Here is an 18,555-nt window from a genome sequence, read left to right on the forward strand (position 1 = left end):
ACATTCAATATTCAAGGACGGAGAAGATACAATGAAAACAGATATTATAGTCATCGGCGGTTATGGTCATGTCGGGTCACAGATTTGCCGGCTTCTTGGCGAGAAGCATCCCGGGAAGGTCTATGCGGCGGGAAGAAATCTGAAACGTGCTGAAGAGTTCTCCCGCAGTACCGGCGGGTATGTGAAGCCGCTGCGTCTGGCGGCAGAGGAGCCGCTGGACCAGAAGCTGCTCGAACGGGTGAAGCTGGTTGTAATGTGTCTGGATCAGCAGGATACGCGGCTGGCAGAAGCCTGCCTGCAGAGCGGTACGCATTATATAGATGTCTCGGCGAACGGCGAATTCCTCAGCAAGCTGCAGAAGCTGGACCTGGTGAAGAATGGCCTCCAGGCTGCAGCACTGCTGAGTGTCGGCCTGGCTCCTGGCCTGACCAATCTGCTCGCGGCAAGGGCCATGCAGGAGCTGGAGCAAACGGAGTCCATTGACATCTCCATTCTGCTTGGGCTTGGAGACAGTCATGGACAAGCCGCTCTGGAGTGGACCGTGGACAACCTGGGGGCAGTCTTTGAGATTACTGAGCATGGCAAAACGCGTACGGCTTCAAGCTTCACGGAAAGGAAGTCCACTGATTTCGGCTTGGGTCTGCGGACCCGGACAGCCTACCGTTTTCCTTTTTCGGATCAGCAGACGCTGCCTGTAACTTTAGGCGTTCCATCGGTGTCCACCCGGCTCTGCTTCGATTCCCGCATCTCCACCTCCGCTGTTGCTGTACTGCGCAGACTAGGTCTGCCCGCACTGCTGCGGAACAGAACCTGCCGTAACTTCGCTGTCCGGGCTTTCGGCAAATTCCGGTTCGGCTCGGCACGCTTCGCGGTTAAAGTGGATGCCTATGGGCTGAAGAACGGCAAGCCCATGCAGATTGAATATGGAATAACAGGTGTACATGAAGCAGACATTACTGCAATAACTGCGGCTGGTGTAACCCTTAACCTCTATGAATCCGCACCTCCGCCAGGTGTCTATCATATTGAGCAGTTATTCACACTGCAGACGGCAGGGAACCATCTGTCTCTGGCATACACCGGGGAAGCCGGAACCAGTCATGGTATGACTTATTCTCTGGAAGGCGCTACTTTCTGGAACCGGTGATCGGTACAACAGATTCTCTTTTGAACTTACCTGCACGCCTATCCTCCGGGCAGTTCTAATTCCTGACGCCTTCCTGAATACAACAAGGCGGCCGTTAACATAACGGCCGCCTTGTTTATGATATTTTATTGGATTACGGATGAAATGAATCTGGCCATCTCCCCACTGGTCTCATTCAGCTTCTCAATGACATCGCTGAACTGGGTTACGAGCTCAGCCTGCGCCGATGAAGACAAGGCAATTGCCTCAATCTCCTGCTCCATCTCCCGGATCGAACGCTGCACTGTACTTAGTGAATCTTCGATCGACTTCGTGGCTTCCTTCGTGTGCACAGACAGCTTGCGCACCTCTGTCGCAACTACTCCGAAGCCTGCGCCCTGCTCTCCGACCCGTGCAGCCTCAATCGCCGCATTCAGGCCCAGCAGATTCGTCTGCTCGGAGATCTCCCGGATGAATCCGGCCACCTTGTTCACCTGCTTGGACTCTTCCACCGTCTTGCGGGAATTCTCCAGAATCTGCGCCGTCGTTGCCGACAGCTCCTCAGACTGGGCTGCTACATTCTGCACCATGTCTGCCAGCTGGCCGCTGATCTGATTGATGCTCTCGGTCAGCTGTTCCATTTTATCTTCATTTTCCAGCGTATAGGCAATTGCGAAGGCCCCGATGACTTCACCTTCATCCCCATAAATCGGGACTGCCGAAGAAACTACAGTTGCTCCGTACAGCTCAGGTGACAACCGGTTTGTCGTGGCGCGTCCAGCCAGGGCATTTCCGAGAGACGGATCATCCGGTGAAACGGGACTTCCTTTGGTTAAGCCGAAATCCAGCACTTTGCTTGGCTCATAATAATGGAAAATTTCTCTATCCGTAATACCGATCATAATATCCTGTGCGTGAATCTGCTTGAACAAGGGTGCTGCTGCGATCAGTGCTGTTAAGTTATCCATAAGCATCTCCTAAATGTGAATGTTTAGAATTATTATCGACACATTTAACCGATTAGTGAAGAGTGCTGATTATGAATTATGAACGTCCTGAATTATAAACGTCCCGCCTTAACATGCTTAAGCTGAGCCACAATAATGACGCTGATGATCACAAGCAGAAACCAAGAGCTGATCTTGCCAAAGCCCACCAGATGCCAGCTTTCATGCTGGTCCGGATATTTCCAGGCATTAAAGAAGGTAGCGATATTCTCCGCCAGCCAGATAAAGAAACCTACAATGATGAAAGCCAATGTCAGCGGCATCCTGTACGTTCTGTCCTGCACCCGGTAAATGATCCATGTTCTCCAAAAGACTACCAGCACCAGCGCCGTCAGCCACCAGCGGAAATCCGGAATAAAGTGGTGGGTGAAAAAGTTCAGATAGATCGCTCCGCCAAGCATTCCCGCAGCAGCCAGCCCCGGCCAGCCGGTCATAGCCATCTTCAGTCTGCGCCAGATCTGACACATGTAGCTTGCCACACTTGCATACATAAACCCGCTATACAGCGGTACACCGAGCAGCTTCGTGAATCCCGGATCAGGGTACGCCCAAGATCCCATTCGTATCTTATAGATCTCCAGCAGCAGACCAATCACATGAAATACGCAGATGACCTTGATCTCATCAAGGGTCTCCAGTCCAGTGCGGTACATAAGGTACTGCACGGTAAGCAGTATCAGCAGAATAACATCATAACGGTGGATAAATGGCACTTCTATTCTGCTTGTAAGCAGGAGGGTTCCAAAGATCGCAACGGGAAAGATGCAGCTCATCGCCTGGTGATAACCAAAATGCAGCAGTCGTGTGATTGATTTCAAAAAGTTCCTCTCCTCGCCGGCCGGGCTTCCCCTTCATTCAATAGATTCCGGGGTGTATACTAATATATCTCCGGGCTGACAATCCAATGCCTTGCATATCGCCGCAAGTGTTGAAAACCGGATGGCCTTCGCCTTGCCGTTCTTCAAGATAGACAAGTTAGCCATCGTTATACCTACCTTCTCTGTAAGCTCTGTTACGCTCATTTTCCGTTTCGCCAGCATCACGTCAATATTGATAATAATCGCCATGGTCGTCACCTCAGACTGTCAAATCATTTTCAGATTTTAGTTCGATAGCTTCATTCAGTAGCTTCTGGAGCACCGCTGCGAATACAGCGATCACCATGGAAGCCAAAATAATGATCATTCCAATAACGATAATCCCCGGAGCGTCATCCCTCTCTGCCATGAGATAGAACAGCGGCATCCCTAAGACAAACATACTGCTGATGGCGACTGCACACCGTTTGATATTCTTCAGCACCTGTACTGAGGCATCCGAGAATGCCTTGTTCTGATCGATATAGCCTAACAGCTTAAAGGCTTGATAGAGGGCAATGTAAAAAGGTAGCGCCGCCCCATACAAATCGATCATTACGAGTGCCTGTATGTACGCATGCTCCGGATACAGCTCTGCTGCAAATTCAGCAATCTCCGGCACTACAAATACACATAGAGCAAGTGCAGCCATTCCAAACAGAATAATTACTGCCTTCAAAAAAGTGGTCGATCCTGGTTTACGTTTCATCAAAAAAACACCTCACTTCGTATTCGTGAGTTTAATTTATCACAATATTTATTGTTTATCAATATATTTATATTGATATATAATATATTATTATTGTTAATATCTCTGCCGAGCCGCGAATCGAGGCTACTGCACTGCAGGGCGGCAGGCAGCAAAGGGTACGACGGATTTGTGCTTGGCATTGTCACGGCATGACAATCACCGCAGAGCAGGATATAGAGCTCTATCCTTGCTTGCGGGTGATTGGTATTTCGATTTGATGATTTTATGGTAGTTCCGGAAATACGGCGGCTGAGGCATAAATTTTATCCGAGTATTGAAGCACCACCCTCAGATGTTCGGTCTCACTCATCCCGGTATGGAACATCAAATCTTTTCTTAACGACTGCCGGAACACCGGCTGCCATGGTGAATCCCGGTATATCGTCTTTGACAAAGGCTCCCCCACCGATCAAAGACCAACAACCGATGTGGCGTTTCTCCCGTACAGAGGCTGCAATGCCAATATAGGCTCCTTCATCAATGGTTACATTCCCGGCCAAATGGACACCGGGACTTAAGGTTACATAATCACCAATTATGATATCATGGCTCAGGCTTACTCCCCGATTGATAATGACATGCTGCCCAATCGTGATATTGCCGGATAGGAGTGCCCCCTCAAAGATCATGCTGCCTGCTCCAATGATATTTTTTCGATTTAATCGAACATGAGGATGTATTAGTGGGGCTGCAATACGGAATCCTGATTGGATGGCAGCCTTTGCGAATCGCTTTTTTAATACCGGATCCCCCACGCCACTGCATACTAGCTCCACCTCATTCTTTAACAACTCAATATTAACCAATGTCCCCAGAACGGGAACGCCATCGACAACCTGGCCTTTCATCTCCGGCCGTTCGTCTAAAAACCCCACTACCTGAACTTCTAGTTCTTCACATAACCAATTAATCTCTCTGGCATGCCCTCCCGATCCCCAAATGACGACTTTTCTCATCGGGTCGACTCTCCTCCCAGGCTCCCAAGAACTTTCACAATTCTTCGAATGATAATCTCGTCCAGCTCCTCCCACAAGGGTAAGCTGACTATATGTTTCGCGAGTTGTTCGGTAACCTGTAGAGAATCACGGGAATATCCTTGGAATTGCTTCTGTTGATGGCAAGCCGGGGAGAAGTAGGTTCTCGCCTCAATAGAGCTAGATGCTAACGTCTCAACCACTTCACCGTTACTTAAGGAGTCCGGGCTGTGAATGGATATAAACTGATGAACTACAGACCCTTGTGATTCTTGCATCAACCATCCCCGTTCCAATAAACCTGCGTGGCAAAGTTCATGAAGATAATATTCATAGATCGTCTTTCTATTCTTTTGTACAGCTTCGAATTGATCCAGAGTCGCTAGAGCAACAGCAGCGGTATATTCGGACATCTTGCTGTTTAGCCCTTGGAGGACCGACTCTCTGCTGCTCGAGAAGCCAAAATTCCCGCTCTGGCGAATCCGCTTGATGAGATCATGATTCATGCTATAGACCAACCCGCCTTCACCAATTCCGAAAGACTTGGTGGCATGAAAGCTAAAGACTACAGCACCTTCAAATCCTCTGCCAAAGTGAGAAGCTTCGTCTTCCTCCGAAGTTACAGTGCCAAAGCTGGAGGCGGCATCAATGACCACCGGAATTCCTTGCTGGAGATACATGTTATATACCGATAAATCCATAGATGAACCGAAAGTAGCATAAGGGATGATTATCGCAACCTCATCCCCCAGTTGTTTGACTGTCAGTTCCAGCTGTTCCCTGTTCAACTGCCAGTTCCCCGGCTCAATATCCAGAAAGTAAGGTTCAAGTCCACACCACTCCGCGGCTAACGGGGTGGCAGCAAAAGTGAAGCTCGGCATAATCGCATATTTACCTTTGGATCGCTTGGATTGTGAAATCGCCAGTATAAGCCCGATGGTAGCGTTATGAACGGTTACAGCCGAACCAGCACCACCGAACATTTGCGTAATAACGCGTTCTTCAAACAGGTGGTTTAAGGGGCCATAATTGGAGTAGATCCGGGTTGCCTCTATTTTGTCATAGTAAGAAAGAAACCGGTCCTTCTTCACTAAATTAGGTCGTAAAAAGGGGATTTCAAACATGCTCACGCCTCCTTCGCACTTGTATTGAGTATAGTCAGGATCATTAGTCTAACGTTTCTAATATCATTTCAATTCGTTTGATATCTGCGGCAAATGATTGCCGCCCCTTTACACGTTCGTAATAAGAAAGGAGTGCAGTTTTAAACAAATCGTTAGTATCCAGAAATCCATCTTCTCTTGAGGCAATCATGATGTCTAACCACTCAGTGAACGCTTTAGGGCCAAGTGTTTGATTATTTTGATTAGGATGTATCCGGAAATAACTTAGCGCTTCAGGAATATATACGGCTCTTCCTTTGGATAGCAAGTTCAACCAAGATGCTAAATCGTTGAGCAGACAATACTGTTTGCCTTTAAATACACCAAATTTATCGGTAAGATCTTCCTTTTTAAATAACACTGTCGTTGGTTCACCAATCGTATTTAAACAACGACTTAATACAATATTTCCTAGCATCATTCCGTCCATGATCCTCGTTTCTTCATATAGCCTATCCGTTGCATAGAGCGGCGGGATATAATCTCCTGATTCATTAATGGTTTGTCGAAAAGAGGTGACAAGTGAAATGTTCTCGAAATTTTGATAAAAGTAGAGCATTTTCTTAATTTTGTCTTTATGAAATACGTCATCATCCATTAAGTAATTGATATATTCCCCTGATGCCAAGTCGAAACATTTATGCCAATTTTCAAGAAAGAGATTTTTATCATTTTTATAATATTGGATTTGGGGAAAAGAGCGTAAATAGGGGGCCATCATCTCCTGTACGTTATTGTTAGAGCTGTCATCACAGATGATGATTTCAATATTTGGCCAGGTTTGCTCAAGTACGCTATCAATGGCGATTTGGAGAGTATCAGGCCGGTTATATGCAGGTATCACTACACTCACTAATGGGCATTCCATGCGACTCCACCTTTCTTATCTTGGAAGTGCAGAATTTTTCTTTTACTCACATACACATGAACACGTACATATATATATATTACCAAGGCGTAGGAATGTTGATAAAAATGTGCTCAATACTAGTAAAGGGGATTGATCATGTCACTCAATTTCACTCCACTACTAACAACTCATCTATATGTATCAAAGACGGTATTAAAGAATGAAGTGAAAGAATTAATAGAACGATTGGAAGAAGGCCATATCACCGTTAACCTGTATGAACCGGATCATCCCGTCCAAGAGAATAGCCTCCAGCAACCTCGCGTATATGTTTCAGTGGGTGAGAAGTGGGGAGAATTCGCAACACTCAAAGGATTGCCTAATCACGAAAAAAAACGCTGGTTGCACTTCCCATCCCCAAGTGAAATTGAGCCTACTCATTTATTTTACTGCTGGCTCAGTGCCACGAATCCTCTCCCGGAGAACCGGGTGATTCCATCCACTCGTTTTTCTTCAGACACTCCTTTAATATCCGTCTTTACTGCAAGTTACAGGTCCAAAGAAAAGATAGAGCGGCCATATCAATCCTTATTGAAACAGACATACACGAATTGGGAATGGGTTATTGTAGATGATTCCGGCGATGATGATGAGACATATAGGCAATATTTGCTTCCATTAAGTGACCACCGTGTTCGCAGGTATCGTCAAGACTCCCGTAATGGTTATATCGGGGCAATCAAAAGGTATGCGGCAGGACTCTGCAGAGGGGAAATTTTAGTAGAAGTCGATCATGATGATGAGCTGAGGCCTGAATGTTTGGAGAAAATTGTACGTGCGTTTCAGCAAAATCCTGAGTGCGGGTTTGTTTATGGGGATTGTGCCGAGGTGTACGCAGGGAGTAATCATGCGCATTGGTACGGTTGGGACTGCGGCTTCGGCTACAGTATACATTACCGGGTCTGGCTGCATGACATGAACCGATGGCAAAATGCACACAAACATACAACCATTAACGGGAAAACCATCTGTCACCTTGTTGGCTTGCCTAATCATCCTCGTGCGTGGACTAGAGACTGCTATCACCTGATCGGAGGCCATCGCGATGAATTATTGGTAGCAGATGATTACGATATGCTGGTAAGGACGTTTCTTTGTACTAAATTTGCTTATATTCCTGATTTGCTGTATATCCAATATCGAAATGAAAATGGAAACAATACTACATTTCTTAGAAATAAGCAGATTCAGGTTCTGGTAAGGGAATTGTATAGATCGTACCAGCAAAGAATTTATCTGAGATTGAAGGAGCTTGGTCTTCCGGAGCAAATGTCGTATAACCGCATATGGGAGACTTCTCCAAACCACCCCTCACGGAAATCTGCTAATGTGATAAATGAAGATGCTTCCCGTTATTCGGTAGTGTTCCCTATCTCCTATGACAGTCCTGAAGAAGAGAACACCCAATTAATGAAGACTCTCCAAAAAGGCCTCGAAAACAATTTTAGGGACATTGAGATTGTGGTGGTTGGCAGGATACCAAATGAAGTTGAAGCCTATGCCTCCAAAGCCCCCACGGGAGCCATCAGATGGTGGCCAATGGAGCAGAAGGATTCAATCGAAACTTGTATTCAATATGCTAAATATATCGCTTCCTGTAAGGAAAAGGTGGTTGTTTTACCTTAAATCCAAAACCTTTGTCGAAGAACCGGAATTTTTTCTACGGGTCTCGACAAAGGTTTTTTACGTTCATACAGCAAAAAGATGACTCAAAAGTTATAAATAACTTTTGAGTCATCGGAATACACCTTAACCTTGAGACCCTAGAGGATACCTTAAGCAGGTCCTTGCTCACCTTGTGGTCCTTGGGCAGCTTAAGGTCCAGCAGGTCCTTGCTCACCTTGAGGTCCTTGTTCACCTTGAGGTCCTTGCTCACCTTGTGGTCCTTGTTCACCTTGAGGTCCTTGATCACCTTGAGGTCCTTGCTCACCTTGTGGTCCTTGCTCACCTTGAGGTCCTTGCTCACCTTGTGGTCCTTGCTCACCTTGTGGTCCTTGTTCACCTTGTGGTCCTTGGGTACCTTGAGCTCCAGTAGCACCTTGTGGTCCTTGGGTACCTTGAGCTCCAGTAGCACCTTGTGGTCCTTGGGTACCTTGTGGTCCTTGAGTACCTTGAGCTCCAGTAGCACCTTGAGGGCCTTGGACGCCTTCCCCTTGAGGGCCTTGAACGCCTTGAGGACCAGTATCGCCTTGAGGGCCAGCTGTTTCTGTTCCTAAAAGTTCATCCGCTACTAATCGGTGGGCAGGTACTAATTGCCCAACTGAATTTCTACCCCAAACAGAAATTTGTGTTTCATTTTCGGCTGCTCCGCTTGTGGTAAAGATGAATTCAAATCCGTTGAAATTGGCACCATAATTTTTGGTTACAACTGCATTTGGTCCCACTACAAATAATTCTTGCACATACAATGTTCTGGTACCATTTAAAGTGTAGCCTTCAATTAACACAGTAGAAGAATCCACAGAATCCCGATTATCAATTTTTACTGTGACCGTTTGAGTAGGTCTGACTCCACTAACAGGATCGTTTGCAATCGGTCCGGTTGATAATATTGCCATTAAGATTTCCCTCCTTTCTGTAATTATAGCTTTATAGTGAACAGTGAAATTCTCCTCAATTTTTCACTGTTCCCTTTATTTTATGTCGTAACCATTGTCCTTGATTGTAGTTATATCCCTGTACATCTGTTGAGTTTTAAGATTCCAGTTGCTCATCCGCGACAATACGCTGAACATCAATAATAACACCGCTCCCGTCTCTCCCCCAGACAGAAACATCAGTACTTTCTTCTGCCAAACCTCCTGTTGTGAAAACGAATTCATAGGCATTAAAGTTTGCTCCATAATTTCTCGTAATAACTACATTGGGGGTTAAAGAGATTTCTTCTAGTACATAGAGCGTTCTTAAACCGTTTAAAAAATATCCCTGAATTAGAATCGTTGAAGAATTGACAGAATCGCGGTTAACAATTTTGACGGTGACCTGTTGAATCTGTCTAACTCCACTAACAGGACTATTCTCAATAGGTCCGGTTGATAATACTGCCATAAGATACTCCCTCCTTTACTGATTATTTTCTATGAACTTAGAAGTAGAAATGAAAGAAGTTCATGGAAGTTCCATGTATCATATTAATTAAGCGTTTTGTATGCTTGTTTGTTTGCCCAAATGGAAATATTTGATTGAAAAAGGAAGCATTCATCTTGGTTACTCGCTTAACATTCGGGTTTCTTCCTAACTCTACTCCATGCTGCTATGACAATCACCCGCAGAGCAGGATATGGAGCTCTATCCTTGTCGTTGTAACGATTGACTGTTAGCCAAATATGAGTTAGGTTTCGGTCTTTGCACAGCTTCTCCAGGAATGCTAACGCTTGGCTGGCATTGCTTCGTCCCCTGTACGCCTTGCCAATATAAAACTTGCTCAAGAAGTGCTTCCCCTCTTCTTGTCTGGCCGAGATATATCCGACTGTGGAGCCGTCATTATGGATCAAGTAATATTCGTAGCCCTGATGATAGATCTGATTCGTAATCGCCGGAAGCGATTAGAACTTATCAATCATGTAATTAATCTGCTCGATTGTAATAATCGAAACATAATATTCGTGCCATATTTCTGCCGCCCATTGAGCAACCTCAGGAAAATAAAAAAGAGCCCCACACTTTCGTCATAGGGCACTCCAGACTACTAACTGGCTATTTTAAATAGAATACTTCTTTCAGGCTCTTGGATACCGGGCTGTGATCAGCGTTAGTCTCCATTAACGGCTCCATATACACCCACCACTTCCGGCAAATCTCCGTCTGCGACATCTGATCCCACCGCTCTTCGTCTTCAATCTCTACGTAAGCAAACAGGCTGCCCGTTTCTTCATCCAGAAAAATAGAATAATGATGTGCGCCATGGTTCTTCAGCTCTTCAGCCATCTCCGGCCACAGCTCATCATGACGGCGTTTGTACTCCTCATAAGCATCGGGATAAACATGCATAACACTCGCTTTTCTAATCACTGTTCAGCACTCCAGACGTATTGGGGTTTGGACAACATTGAATGAACTATACTGCACATTATATATGAACCAGTCTGGCAATCTCAATGGCCCCTGCTTCCGAGAAGTGCGTGTTATCCTCTGCTCCCTATCTTAATCTGCAACAATCTCTTCCAATGCTCTCCCGTCCCCGTGACCGAAATTGATCCCCAGAATTCTTCCCAGCGTCGGCGCAATATCGACCATTTCGATGTCGCCGATAGAGTAGTCCTGTTTAATCATGCCGCCGGAAACGACAAAATTGCACCGGTAGCCGCTTTTGTCAGGAGAATAACCATGCGTAGCATAACGAACTCCATGTGCCTGCAAATCGGTAACCAGCTGCTCCTCTAGACTCTCATCGAAACAATAACCGCGCCGCGCTTCAAGCATAAACATTGTATAGGGACTCGCATGAAGATCATCCAGATTCTCCCGGTTATACACACATTCAATTCCTGACGCCCCGTCCTTCATGTATTCTTCAACAGCCGTGAGTGCCTGCTGCTGCGCTTCCTCGTCTCCCGGCTGGACATGCAGGTACGCTGAACCTCCGCCGCACTGGAAGTACGCCCGCCATCTCATTACGCCGCCCTCTTCATAGATCAGACCCTTTGCCTGTAAAAGCTTGTTCAAATGCACTTTGTAGCTCACATTGAACTGGCCGTGGTCTCCGAGCACCATAATTACCGTATCCTGCCTGATCCCGGCATCTTCCACGGCCTGCAGGATCTCACCCAGCCGGTTATCCATACGCAGGATGACCTCCTTCACCTCATCGCTGTCTGTCCCATACAGATGCTTGGCATCATCCAGATCAATCAGATGCATCATGAGCAGATTAGGCTTGTTGCGCTTAATTGTGTCTATCGCACACTTCGTTGTAAAGTCATCCAGGTAAGGCTGGGTAATCCCTTGCCTGATCCGGCCGTATTTCAGCTCCATCCGGATGCAGTAGGCGGGACTGCCGCTTCTCAGCACCTTAAGTGCCTGATTCTCACCTTTCAGTGCCCTGATCTCCGGGATATTATACCGGATCGAGGACTTGCCCGAAACCGGCCAGAGGAGTCCGGCCGTACTGAGCCCTGCCTTACGTGCAGCATCATAAATTGTCGGTACCTTGACCGCCTCACGGAACCAGAACCAGCGCTGATCCTCCTCCTTCACGAACGGCTGCAACGGATTGTTATGGTGAATACCGTGCTTGTCGGGGTGAACGCCGGTAGCGATGGTGGTATGAACTACATAGGTGAGTGTGGGATATACGCTCCGCAAGCGGTTGGTGTGGGCACCTTGCTTAATCAGTCTGGATAAATTGGGCAGCCGGCTGGCCAGTTCCCAGTTGTCCTCCGAGAAGGCATCGTAGGAAATGACGATCAGATGTTTAGCTAATGGCGCGCGAGGCGTTGTCGGTTCCATGTCAGTTCCCCTTAGGCAGAGTGATAAAGATGAAGAACCCGATCAGAAACAGCGGGATAATCGCTAAAATGCTAAAACGGGCTTCACCCGTTAACGTCGTAGTCAGTGACATCAGCGCAGGGCCTAGAATCGCCGCGAACTTGCCAAAGATATTGTAGAATCCGAAGAATTCGTTGGAATTCTCCTTCGGAATAATTTTCGCGAAATACGACCGGCTGAGTGCCTGAATGCCGCCCTGGGCCGAACCGATCAGCGCGCCCAGAATAAAGATATGCCACACGGAGGTGATGAAGAAAGCCGCGATACAGGAGACGATATAGGTGAAGATCCCGAATATAATCAGCTTCCGGGCAGAGTGGGTTTTGGCCAGATTACCATAGAGGATCGCGCACGGAAAGGCAATGATCTGGATGATGAGCAGAATGCCCAGCAGGGTGAAAGTGTCCAGCGAATCCCCGCCGAGCACCGAAGTGGCATACGGCACAACCATTTTAATAATGGTATCTACCCCGTCAATATAGAAGAAATACGCGATCAGGAAAACAAATACGATTTTGTGCTGGCGGATATTCATGAAGGTGCTCGCCATTCTTTTGAAGCTGTTTGCAACCGGATTGGGTTCAGGCTCGATATAGTAACGCTGCTTCACGTCTCTGATCATAGGTACAGTCAGCAGGCCCCACCAGAGCGCCGTAATGATGAACCCGATCTGGTAACCGATGGCCTTGTCCATCCCCATCATGAATATCAGCAGCAGGCTGATCCCAAACGGTATACAGCTGAAGATATAGCCGAAGGCGAACCCTCTGGTAGACACCTTATCCATCCGCTCATCATCTGTAATATCGACCAGGAAGGAGTCGTAGAAGATATTGGCCCCGGCAAACCCAACCGCTGACAGAATGTAAAAAGCAATCAGTAGCTGCCATTGTCCGCTATCCGGTGACACGAAGGCCAGGGAAGCCGTAGCAAGCACGCCTACCGCAGCGAAGAAGATAAAGAACCGCTTCTTCCTGTCCTTGTAATCGGCAATCGTCCCCAGGATCGGACTAAGCACCGCCACCAGAATACTGGCAATGGAATTGAAATAGCCCAAATCCATACTGCTGCCCACAGTGGTGAACATGCCGAAGATAATGGGCAAAAGCGCCGTAGTCACCGCCATCGAATAGGCAGAATTCCCGCAGTCATACAGAATCCATGATTTCTCCTCTTTACTCAGCTTCATCTAATCTTCTCCTCTAATAACCGATTGTTTCAGTTATATCACGCGAACATATGAAGCATGTTAATGGGATGTAAAATCACAGAATCTCGTGGATTACTGGCAATAGCCTCCCAATATCCTGCAATATACATGGTCATTATAACCTGAATTACCAAAGGATAGGGTAGAAAATATAGATTAAGCCCACTAGATTCACGGAATATATACGGGCAGTGGGCGCAGCAGCAGAATGGAGACTTTTCAGTAAACACTGTAGACTAAATGTTGTACGTTTTACAACTTTGGATCATTGATAGATAGGTGTCCGGGAGGAATGTTGTATAAATTACAAGAATAATTCGGCTAACCTGCTTGAAAAAGGTAAAATCCTGCATTTCATACAACAATTCCGGATTTGGGGTGATATGAGAGGAACACTGAGACAATACTTAACCGTCTGCAAGCAGAAATGGCGCCTGTCCCGGAAGGTTCGGGAAGGCGCCATGCTTTTGATATCAGAAACCGGGCAGCCGTTCACGCCGCCTTTCGTTTATATACGCGCATCGCAAACAGATATGCGGCAATCATTATCCCCAGGCACCAGGCAAGTGCAGTCCAGATGTCATGTCCGGCAGGCTGCCCTGCCAGCAGGGCGCGGACCGCTTCCACTATTGAGGTTACCGGCTGGTTCTCAGCAAAAATACGGACAGCACGCGGCATCGTTTCAGTAGGCACAAATGCGGAACTGATAAAGGGAAGGAAGATTAGCGGGTAAGAAAAGGCACCTGCGCCGTCTACCGATTTGGCGGACAGTCCGGCAATCACCGCGATCCAAGTCAGGGCCAGCGTGAACAGCGCCAGTATACCGGCCACGGCAAGCCATGACAATACTCCAGCCGGAGAGCGGAAGCCCATAAGGAGCCCTACAAGGATGATGACGGCAACCGAAATCGCATTGGACACAAGTGAGGTCAGCACATGCCCCCAGAGCGCTGCGGAACGTGCAATCGGCATCGAGTGGAACCGTTCGAAAATGCCGCTCTGCATATCCATGAACAGCCGGTAAGCTGTATAGGAGATGCCGCTGGCAATTGCAATCAGCAGGATGCCGGGCAGCAGGTAATTCACATAGTTGTCCGTGCCGGTCTGAATGGCCCCGCCGAGCACATAAACGAACAGGAGCAGCATAGCGATCGGAGTGATGGTGACTGTGATGATGGTATCCATGCTGCGGATAATATGGCGCATGGAACGTCCAAGCATTACGCTCATATCACTGAAGAAGTGTCTCACTGTCATTTCCATTTACTTTCCCTCCTTTTTAGCGGTGATGGCGAGGAATATCTCTTCTAATGTGGGTTGTTTCTCCACATACTCCACCTTGTCAGGCGGAAACAGCTTCTTCAGCTCGGCGAGTGTGCCGTTCGCAATGATCCTGCCCTCATGCAGGATGGCAATTTGATCGGCCAGCTGTTCGGCTTCCTCCAAATACTGCGTGGTCAGAAATACGGTCGTGCCCTTAGCGGCAAGCTCTTTGACTGTCTTCCAGACTTCGCCCCGTCCTTCGGGGTCAAGTCCGGTGGTCGGCTCGTCGAGAAAAATAAGCTGCGGCTCTCCTACAAGGCTCATGGCGATGTCCAGTCTCCGGCGCATACCGCCCGAATAAGTAGACACCCTGCGGCTCCCGGCTTCGGTCAGGCCGAACCGCTTCAATAGATCGTCCGCTATCTGATGCGGATGATTCAGGTGACGGAGCCTGGCGATCATGATCAGGTTCTCACGGCCGGTCAATATCTCGTCAACGGCGGCAAACTGTCCGGTCAGGCTGATCGACTCGCGTACATGATCAGGCTTCGAGGCGACATCAAAGCCGTTGACGGTGGCACTTCCCCCGTCCTGTTTCAGCAGTGTAGTGAGGGTTCTGACAATCGTTGTCTTACCCGCACCATTGGAACCGAGCAGCGCGTAAATTTCGCCGCGCCGCACCTCGAAATTGACACCTTTCAGAACTTCTATATTATTGAAGGACTTTCGCAGACCTTTTACTTCTATTGCATTACCCATCTCTGTTTCCCCCTTTCACTTGGTTTTATCCATAGCCTTTTTCATCGCCTTGGCCACTTCTTTGTCTACAGGTTCCTGATAGATATCAGCGTAGGTTTTGGAATCTTTAATGAGATCGTCGCAGAAAGCTGCTACGTCCCTGCCCGTGACCTCAAGCACTCCTTTTCCCAGGGCGGCGCCCTCTTCAAACAGATCCACAATTCCCGAGAGCAGATCCGTCCCCTCTGTGAGCTCCACCGGACCGACCTTGAAAAGATACTTTTGCAGCTCTTTGTAAACAATCTGGTAATCCTGCGGGAGTGCTTTAACACGCGCAACATGCGCCCGCCACTCTTTTTTGCCCTCAATTATATCCCGTATTCTCATTGTCTCCTCCTCCTCCTATTTCCCTAATTTTCTGGCAATAGTATTGTTCAGCTCCTGGCGCCACTTGTCGCGGTAAGACTTTGCCCCTTCTTCGCCGGCCAGTGCGGAACAAAAGCCTTTGATATCATCACCTAACACTTCCCTTGCATTCTGTCCGTCTGCCGCCGTTTCTTCCAGAAGGCCAAGCACACCGTCAAGAATGGGCATAAGATTGCGGCCGGTGAGATCGGAGTGCGGCCAAAGCCCGTCTTTAATTTGTTTCCAGGCCGCCTGATAATCAGCCGGGAGCTTTGTGACCCGCAGCTCGAAATTTTTGAATTCTTTGGTCATGTCGCTGCCGGTGATTTTTTCCCAAAAATTCATTGTTTTCTCTCCTTTAACTCGTTCATTTTGGAGGATACGAACTCCCACTTGCCCCAGAATTTCTGCAGCTCTTCACGCCCCGCATTATTAAGCGCGAAGAACTTGCGCGGCGGGCCCATATCGGAAGGTTTCTTAGAAGTATCTACCAGCTTGCTCTTCTCAAGCCGGATCAGAATGGTGTACACCGTTCCCTCTACCACATCACTGAAGCCGAGGGTATTCAGTTGCCTAGTAATTTCGTAACCGTAGGTTTCTTTGCGGCTTATAATTTCAAGGACACATCCTTCAAGCACGCCCTTCAGCATTTCCGTCAGATTATCCAGCACAATTCCTCCTCACTACTCTGTATGACTGGTATTCAGTATCACTAACTACTACATAGTATCACGTAGTAGTGGAATGTCAATAGCTGTTATTCTGATAATTAAGCTAAAGGGCGGGTTTGTTTGGTCCACCCACCTCCGTTAAACTAAAGTTGTATCCGGCAGGCTAAAAAGGAACATAAGGAGGCTGCATATGGGGCGTGTAATCCTGCAGATGAATGTGACGCTGGACGGTTGCTGTGACCACACGCAGGTGATAGCGGATGAGGAGCTCCACCAGTATACGGTGGATTTGATGGACCAGGCCAATGGCCTGCTTATGGGACGTAAAATCTACCAGTTGATGGAAAGCGCTTGGCCAGCCATTGCTATTAGCGGTGCAGGACCACAATTTTTGGTCGACTTTGCACATAAGCTCGACCGGAAACCCAAGTATGTCTTCTCGCGGACGCTGGATCAGTTGTCGTGGCAGAACTCTTTTTTGCTAACGGGGACAGTATCAGAGGAAGTGCAGCAGCTTACTGCAGAAGGAAAGAGCCTGGTCGTTAACGGCGGTCCCGGCCTCGGCTCTACTCTGGCAGGGCTAGGCTTGGTGGATGAATATCACATCCTGGTACAGCCAATCGTTGCCGGACGTGGTCCCCAATTGTTAGGGGGAGTCCGTGAGCGGCTGGATCTGAAGCTGAGCGAAACCACAACCTTCGGTTCCGGCGTCGTGGTACTCCGCTATACGCCCGTCCGTTAACCACCTGACTGACCACCGAGTTTATGTAAGCTGCGGTTCAGCATAGCAAACTTGGTTTCTGCCTTTTCCTTTAGCCTCATATAAAGCTTCGTCGGCTTTCTCCAGCATTTCTACCGGGGCAGATTCCGGAAAAGAAGAAACCCCTACAGAAATCGTAATCCTTAGCTGGGACTGGTCAGGAAGTACAAAGATGCTGTCTTGAACCGAGGTACGCAGCTTCTCGGCGACCGTCATGCCTTTATCTGCCGTACACCGCAGAAGCAGAACCGCGAACTCTTCTCCACCTTTGCGCGCACAATAATCGCGTATACGGATACCGGACTGGAGAATATCCGCGAGTTTAGACAGAACCACATCTCCGGCCGCATGACCGTATGTATCATTAACAACCTTGAAATGATCGATATCTATTAACAGCAGAGAGAACGCTTCATTCTGGAGCGCGCTTATTTCCGCCGTTTTTTTGAAAATCAGATTAAAGGACCGGGGATTATGGAGTCCCGTAAGGAAATCCCGCTCTGCAGCCTCTTTAAACATTTCTAAAGCGTCATGGGATCTCTTCAGGTGGTTAATGAGCAGATAATTAAACAGGCATGCCATAAAACAAATCATGTCAAATAAAAGAATCGTGCCTATGTTAGTCCAGCCTACCAGCGGAAGCAGTATACAGGTGGAGAGTATGACCATACCGCAAGCTGCAACCAGCCACCGGTAAAAATCCGGGATTTTAAGCGAAAAAGCAAAAACGCCCACCAGAAAAGTAATCGCGATATTTACAACGCCTAATAGGGTCGCTTCATTAATTTCACCAAGGAAAAAAAGCCGGAACAAAGCAATTAAACTTGTCGAAATCATCCCGGTAACAGGCCCGCCAAGATATGTGGCTGCCAGAATCGAGACTTGCCGGAAATCTATAATGGTGCCATCGCCTAAAGGAAAAGCAAAATACAGCTGAACAATGCCAAACAGTCCAAACCCGATTCCGTATAAAGCATGGAATTGAAGCATGGAGAACGCCCGCTTTCCTTTTAAGAGGGTCAATATCATGTCCCCGAAAAAGATAAACGTAGTAAGCAATGAAAAATTGATGAGCAAATTAACAAGCATAACATACCCCTTACAAAATAAGTGATATCCCCTTTGATTCTATAATGAGGGATAGTTGAAGATTCCCCATCAGTATAGCATGGACATTTCAAAGAGGCCCATGCAAAAATCGCATGGGCCTTTCATATTTACGTCCCACCAATC

The 18,555-nt window shown here is 47.6% G+C and carries 22 protein-coding genes; 3 read left to right on the plus strand and 19 right to left on the minus strand.

The annotated features are described in order from the left end of the window. The first annotated feature begins 31 nt into the window (after window positions 1-31). Window positions 32-1,147 carry a saccharopine dehydrogenase family protein gene (locus MKZ24_RS25020; RefSeq protein WP_340787845.1) on the plus strand — a complete coding sequence of 372 codons (1,116 nt, stop codon included), beginning with the start codon at window positions 32-34 and terminating at the stop codon, window positions 1,145-1,147. 125 nt (window positions 1,148-1,272) lie between these two features. On the opposite strand, the gene MKZ24_RS25025 is transcribed toward MKZ24_RS25020, so the two are convergent. The 7 genes from MKZ24_RS25025 to MKZ24_RS25055 form a co-directional block, all read right to left on the minus strand. Then, window positions 1,273-2,094, minus strand: coding sequence for a methyl-accepting chemotaxis protein (locus MKZ24_RS25025; RefSeq protein ID WP_042235300.1), 822 nt, complete (start codon window positions 2,092-2,094; stop codon window positions 1,273-1,275). Between the two features lie 92 nt (window positions 2,095-2,186). Next, entirely contained in the window at window positions 2,187-2,951 is a 765-nt protein-coding gene (locus MKZ24_RS25030) for a DUF817 domain-containing protein (RefSeq protein ID WP_340787849.1), read from the minus strand. Window positions 2,952-2,984: 33 nt separating this feature from the next. Continuing rightward, on the minus strand, window positions 2,985-3,200 hold the full coding sequence (locus tag MKZ24_RS25035; protein WP_042235296.1) for a helix-turn-helix domain-containing protein: 216 nt from the start codon (window positions 3,198-3,200) through the stop codon (window positions 2,985-2,987). A 10-nt stretch (window positions 3,201-3,210) separates the two neighbouring features. Beyond that, on the minus strand, window positions 3,211-3,699 hold the full coding sequence (locus tag MKZ24_RS25040; RefSeq protein WP_042235294.1) for a DUF2975 domain-containing protein: 489 nt from the start codon (window positions 3,697-3,699) through the stop codon (window positions 3,211-3,213). Window positions 3,700-4,043: 344 nt separating this feature from the next. Continuing rightward, on the minus strand, window positions 4,044-4,697 hold the full coding sequence (locus tag MKZ24_RS25045) for an acetyltransferase (protein WP_340787853.1): 654 nt from the start codon (window positions 4,695-4,697) through the stop codon (window positions 4,044-4,046). Then, the gene (locus MKZ24_RS25050; protein WP_340787856.1) at window positions 4,694-5,839 is read right to left on the minus strand and encodes a DegT/DnrJ/EryC1/StrS family aminotransferase; all 1,146 of its coding nucleotides are present in this window, start codon (window positions 5,837-5,839) and stop codon (window positions 4,694-4,696) included. The genes MKZ24_RS25045 and MKZ24_RS25050 overlap by 4 nt, the downstream gene beginning before the upstream one ends. A gap of 43 nt (window positions 5,840-5,882) precedes the next feature. Next, window positions 5,883-6,746, minus strand: a complete 864-nt coding sequence (locus MKZ24_RS25055) for a glycosyltransferase family 2 protein (protein WP_340787859.1) — start codon at window positions 6,744-6,746, stop codon at window positions 5,883-5,885. A 138-nt stretch (window positions 6,747-6,884) separates the two neighbouring features. Here MKZ24_RS25055 and MKZ24_RS25060 point away from each other — a divergent pair, with 138 nt between their 5' ends. Then, on the plus strand, window positions 6,885-8,414 hold the full coding sequence (locus MKZ24_RS25060; RefSeq protein WP_340787861.1) for a glycosyltransferase: 1,530 nt from the start codon (window positions 6,885-6,887) through the stop codon (window positions 8,412-8,414). A 188-nt stretch (window positions 8,415-8,602) separates the two neighbouring features. Here the strand turns inward: MKZ24_RS25060 and MKZ24_RS25065 are convergent, their stop codons facing one another. From MKZ24_RS25065 to MKZ24_RS25115, 11 genes are all read right to left on the minus strand, one after another. Next, a complete protein-coding gene (locus MKZ24_RS25065) occupies window positions 8,603-9,346 on the minus strand; it encodes a hypothetical protein (protein WP_340787864.1) in 744 nt (247 codons plus the stop codon). Between the two features lie 136 nt (window positions 9,347-9,482). Beyond that, complete coding sequence (locus MKZ24_RS25070) at window positions 9,483-9,836, minus strand: hypothetical protein (RefSeq protein WP_340787866.1); 354 nt, start codon at window positions 9,834-9,836, stop codon at window positions 9,483-9,485. A gap of 167 nt (window positions 9,837-10,003) precedes the next feature. Next, entirely contained in the window at window positions 10,004-10,321 is a 318-nt protein-coding gene (locus MKZ24_RS25075) for a GNAT family N-acetyltransferase (protein ID WP_340790216.1), read from the minus strand. 163 nt (window positions 10,322-10,484) lie between these two features. After that, the gene (gene rhaM, locus MKZ24_RS25080; protein ID WP_042235292.1) at window positions 10,485-10,799 is read right to left on the minus strand and encodes an L-rhamnose mutarotase; all 315 of its coding nucleotides are present in this window, start codon (window positions 10,797-10,799) and stop codon (window positions 10,485-10,487) included. Window positions 10,800-10,931: 132 nt separating this feature from the next. Continuing rightward, window positions 10,932-12,236 (minus strand): alkaline phosphatase family protein, encoded by a 1,305-nt coding sequence (locus tag MKZ24_RS25085; protein ID WP_340787867.1) that lies wholly within the window; start codon window positions 12,234-12,236, stop codon window positions 10,932-10,934. A 1-nt stretch (window position 12,237) separates the two neighbouring features. Further along, entirely contained in the window at window positions 12,238-13,464 is a 1,227-nt protein-coding gene (locus MKZ24_RS25090) for an MFS transporter (protein ID WP_340787869.1), read from the minus strand. Window positions 13,465-13,977: 513 nt separating this feature from the next. Beyond that, complete coding sequence (locus MKZ24_RS25095) at window positions 13,978-14,748, minus strand: ABC transporter permease (protein WP_042235288.1); 771 nt, start codon at window positions 14,746-14,748, stop codon at window positions 13,978-13,980. Next, entirely contained in the window at window positions 14,749-15,507 is a 759-nt protein-coding gene (locus MKZ24_RS25100; RefSeq protein WP_042235287.1) for an ABC transporter ATP-binding protein, read from the minus strand. Window positions 15,508-15,522: 15 nt separating this feature from the next. Then, window positions 15,523-15,873 (minus strand): DUF1048 domain-containing protein, encoded by a 351-nt coding sequence (locus MKZ24_RS25105; protein ID WP_042235285.1) that lies wholly within the window; start codon window positions 15,871-15,873, stop codon window positions 15,523-15,525. 15 nt (window positions 15,874-15,888) lie between these two features. After that, window positions 15,889-16,236, minus strand: a complete 348-nt coding sequence (locus MKZ24_RS25110) for a DUF1048 domain-containing protein (RefSeq protein ID WP_042235283.1) — start codon at window positions 16,234-16,236, stop codon at window positions 15,889-15,891. After that, window positions 16,233-16,541, minus strand: a complete 309-nt coding sequence (locus tag MKZ24_RS25115; protein WP_269322111.1) for a PadR family transcriptional regulator — start codon at window positions 16,539-16,541, stop codon at window positions 16,233-16,235. Before MKZ24_RS25115 ends, MKZ24_RS25110 begins: the two co-directional genes overlap by 4 nt. Before the next feature lie 211 nt (window positions 16,542-16,752). Here MKZ24_RS25115 and MKZ24_RS25120 point away from each other — a divergent pair, with 211 nt between their 5' ends. After that, window positions 16,753-17,304 (plus strand): dihydrofolate reductase family protein, encoded by a 552-nt coding sequence (locus tag MKZ24_RS25120; protein ID WP_340787876.1) that lies wholly within the window; start codon window positions 16,753-16,755, stop codon window positions 17,302-17,304. Window positions 17,305-17,325: 21 nt separating this feature from the next. On the opposite strand, the gene MKZ24_RS25125 is transcribed toward MKZ24_RS25120, so the two are convergent. Continuing rightward, window positions 17,326-18,312 (minus strand): GGDEF domain-containing protein, encoded by a 987-nt coding sequence (locus tag MKZ24_RS25125; protein WP_340787880.1) that lies wholly within the window; start codon window positions 18,310-18,312, stop codon window positions 17,326-17,328. Window positions 18,313-18,555 lie beyond the last annotated feature (243 nt).

This window comes from Paenibacillus sp. FSL R7-0297, assembly GCF_038009025.1.
Taxonomy (GTDB): domain Bacteria; phylum Bacillota; class Bacilli; order Paenibacillales; family Paenibacillaceae; genus Paenibacillus_AQ.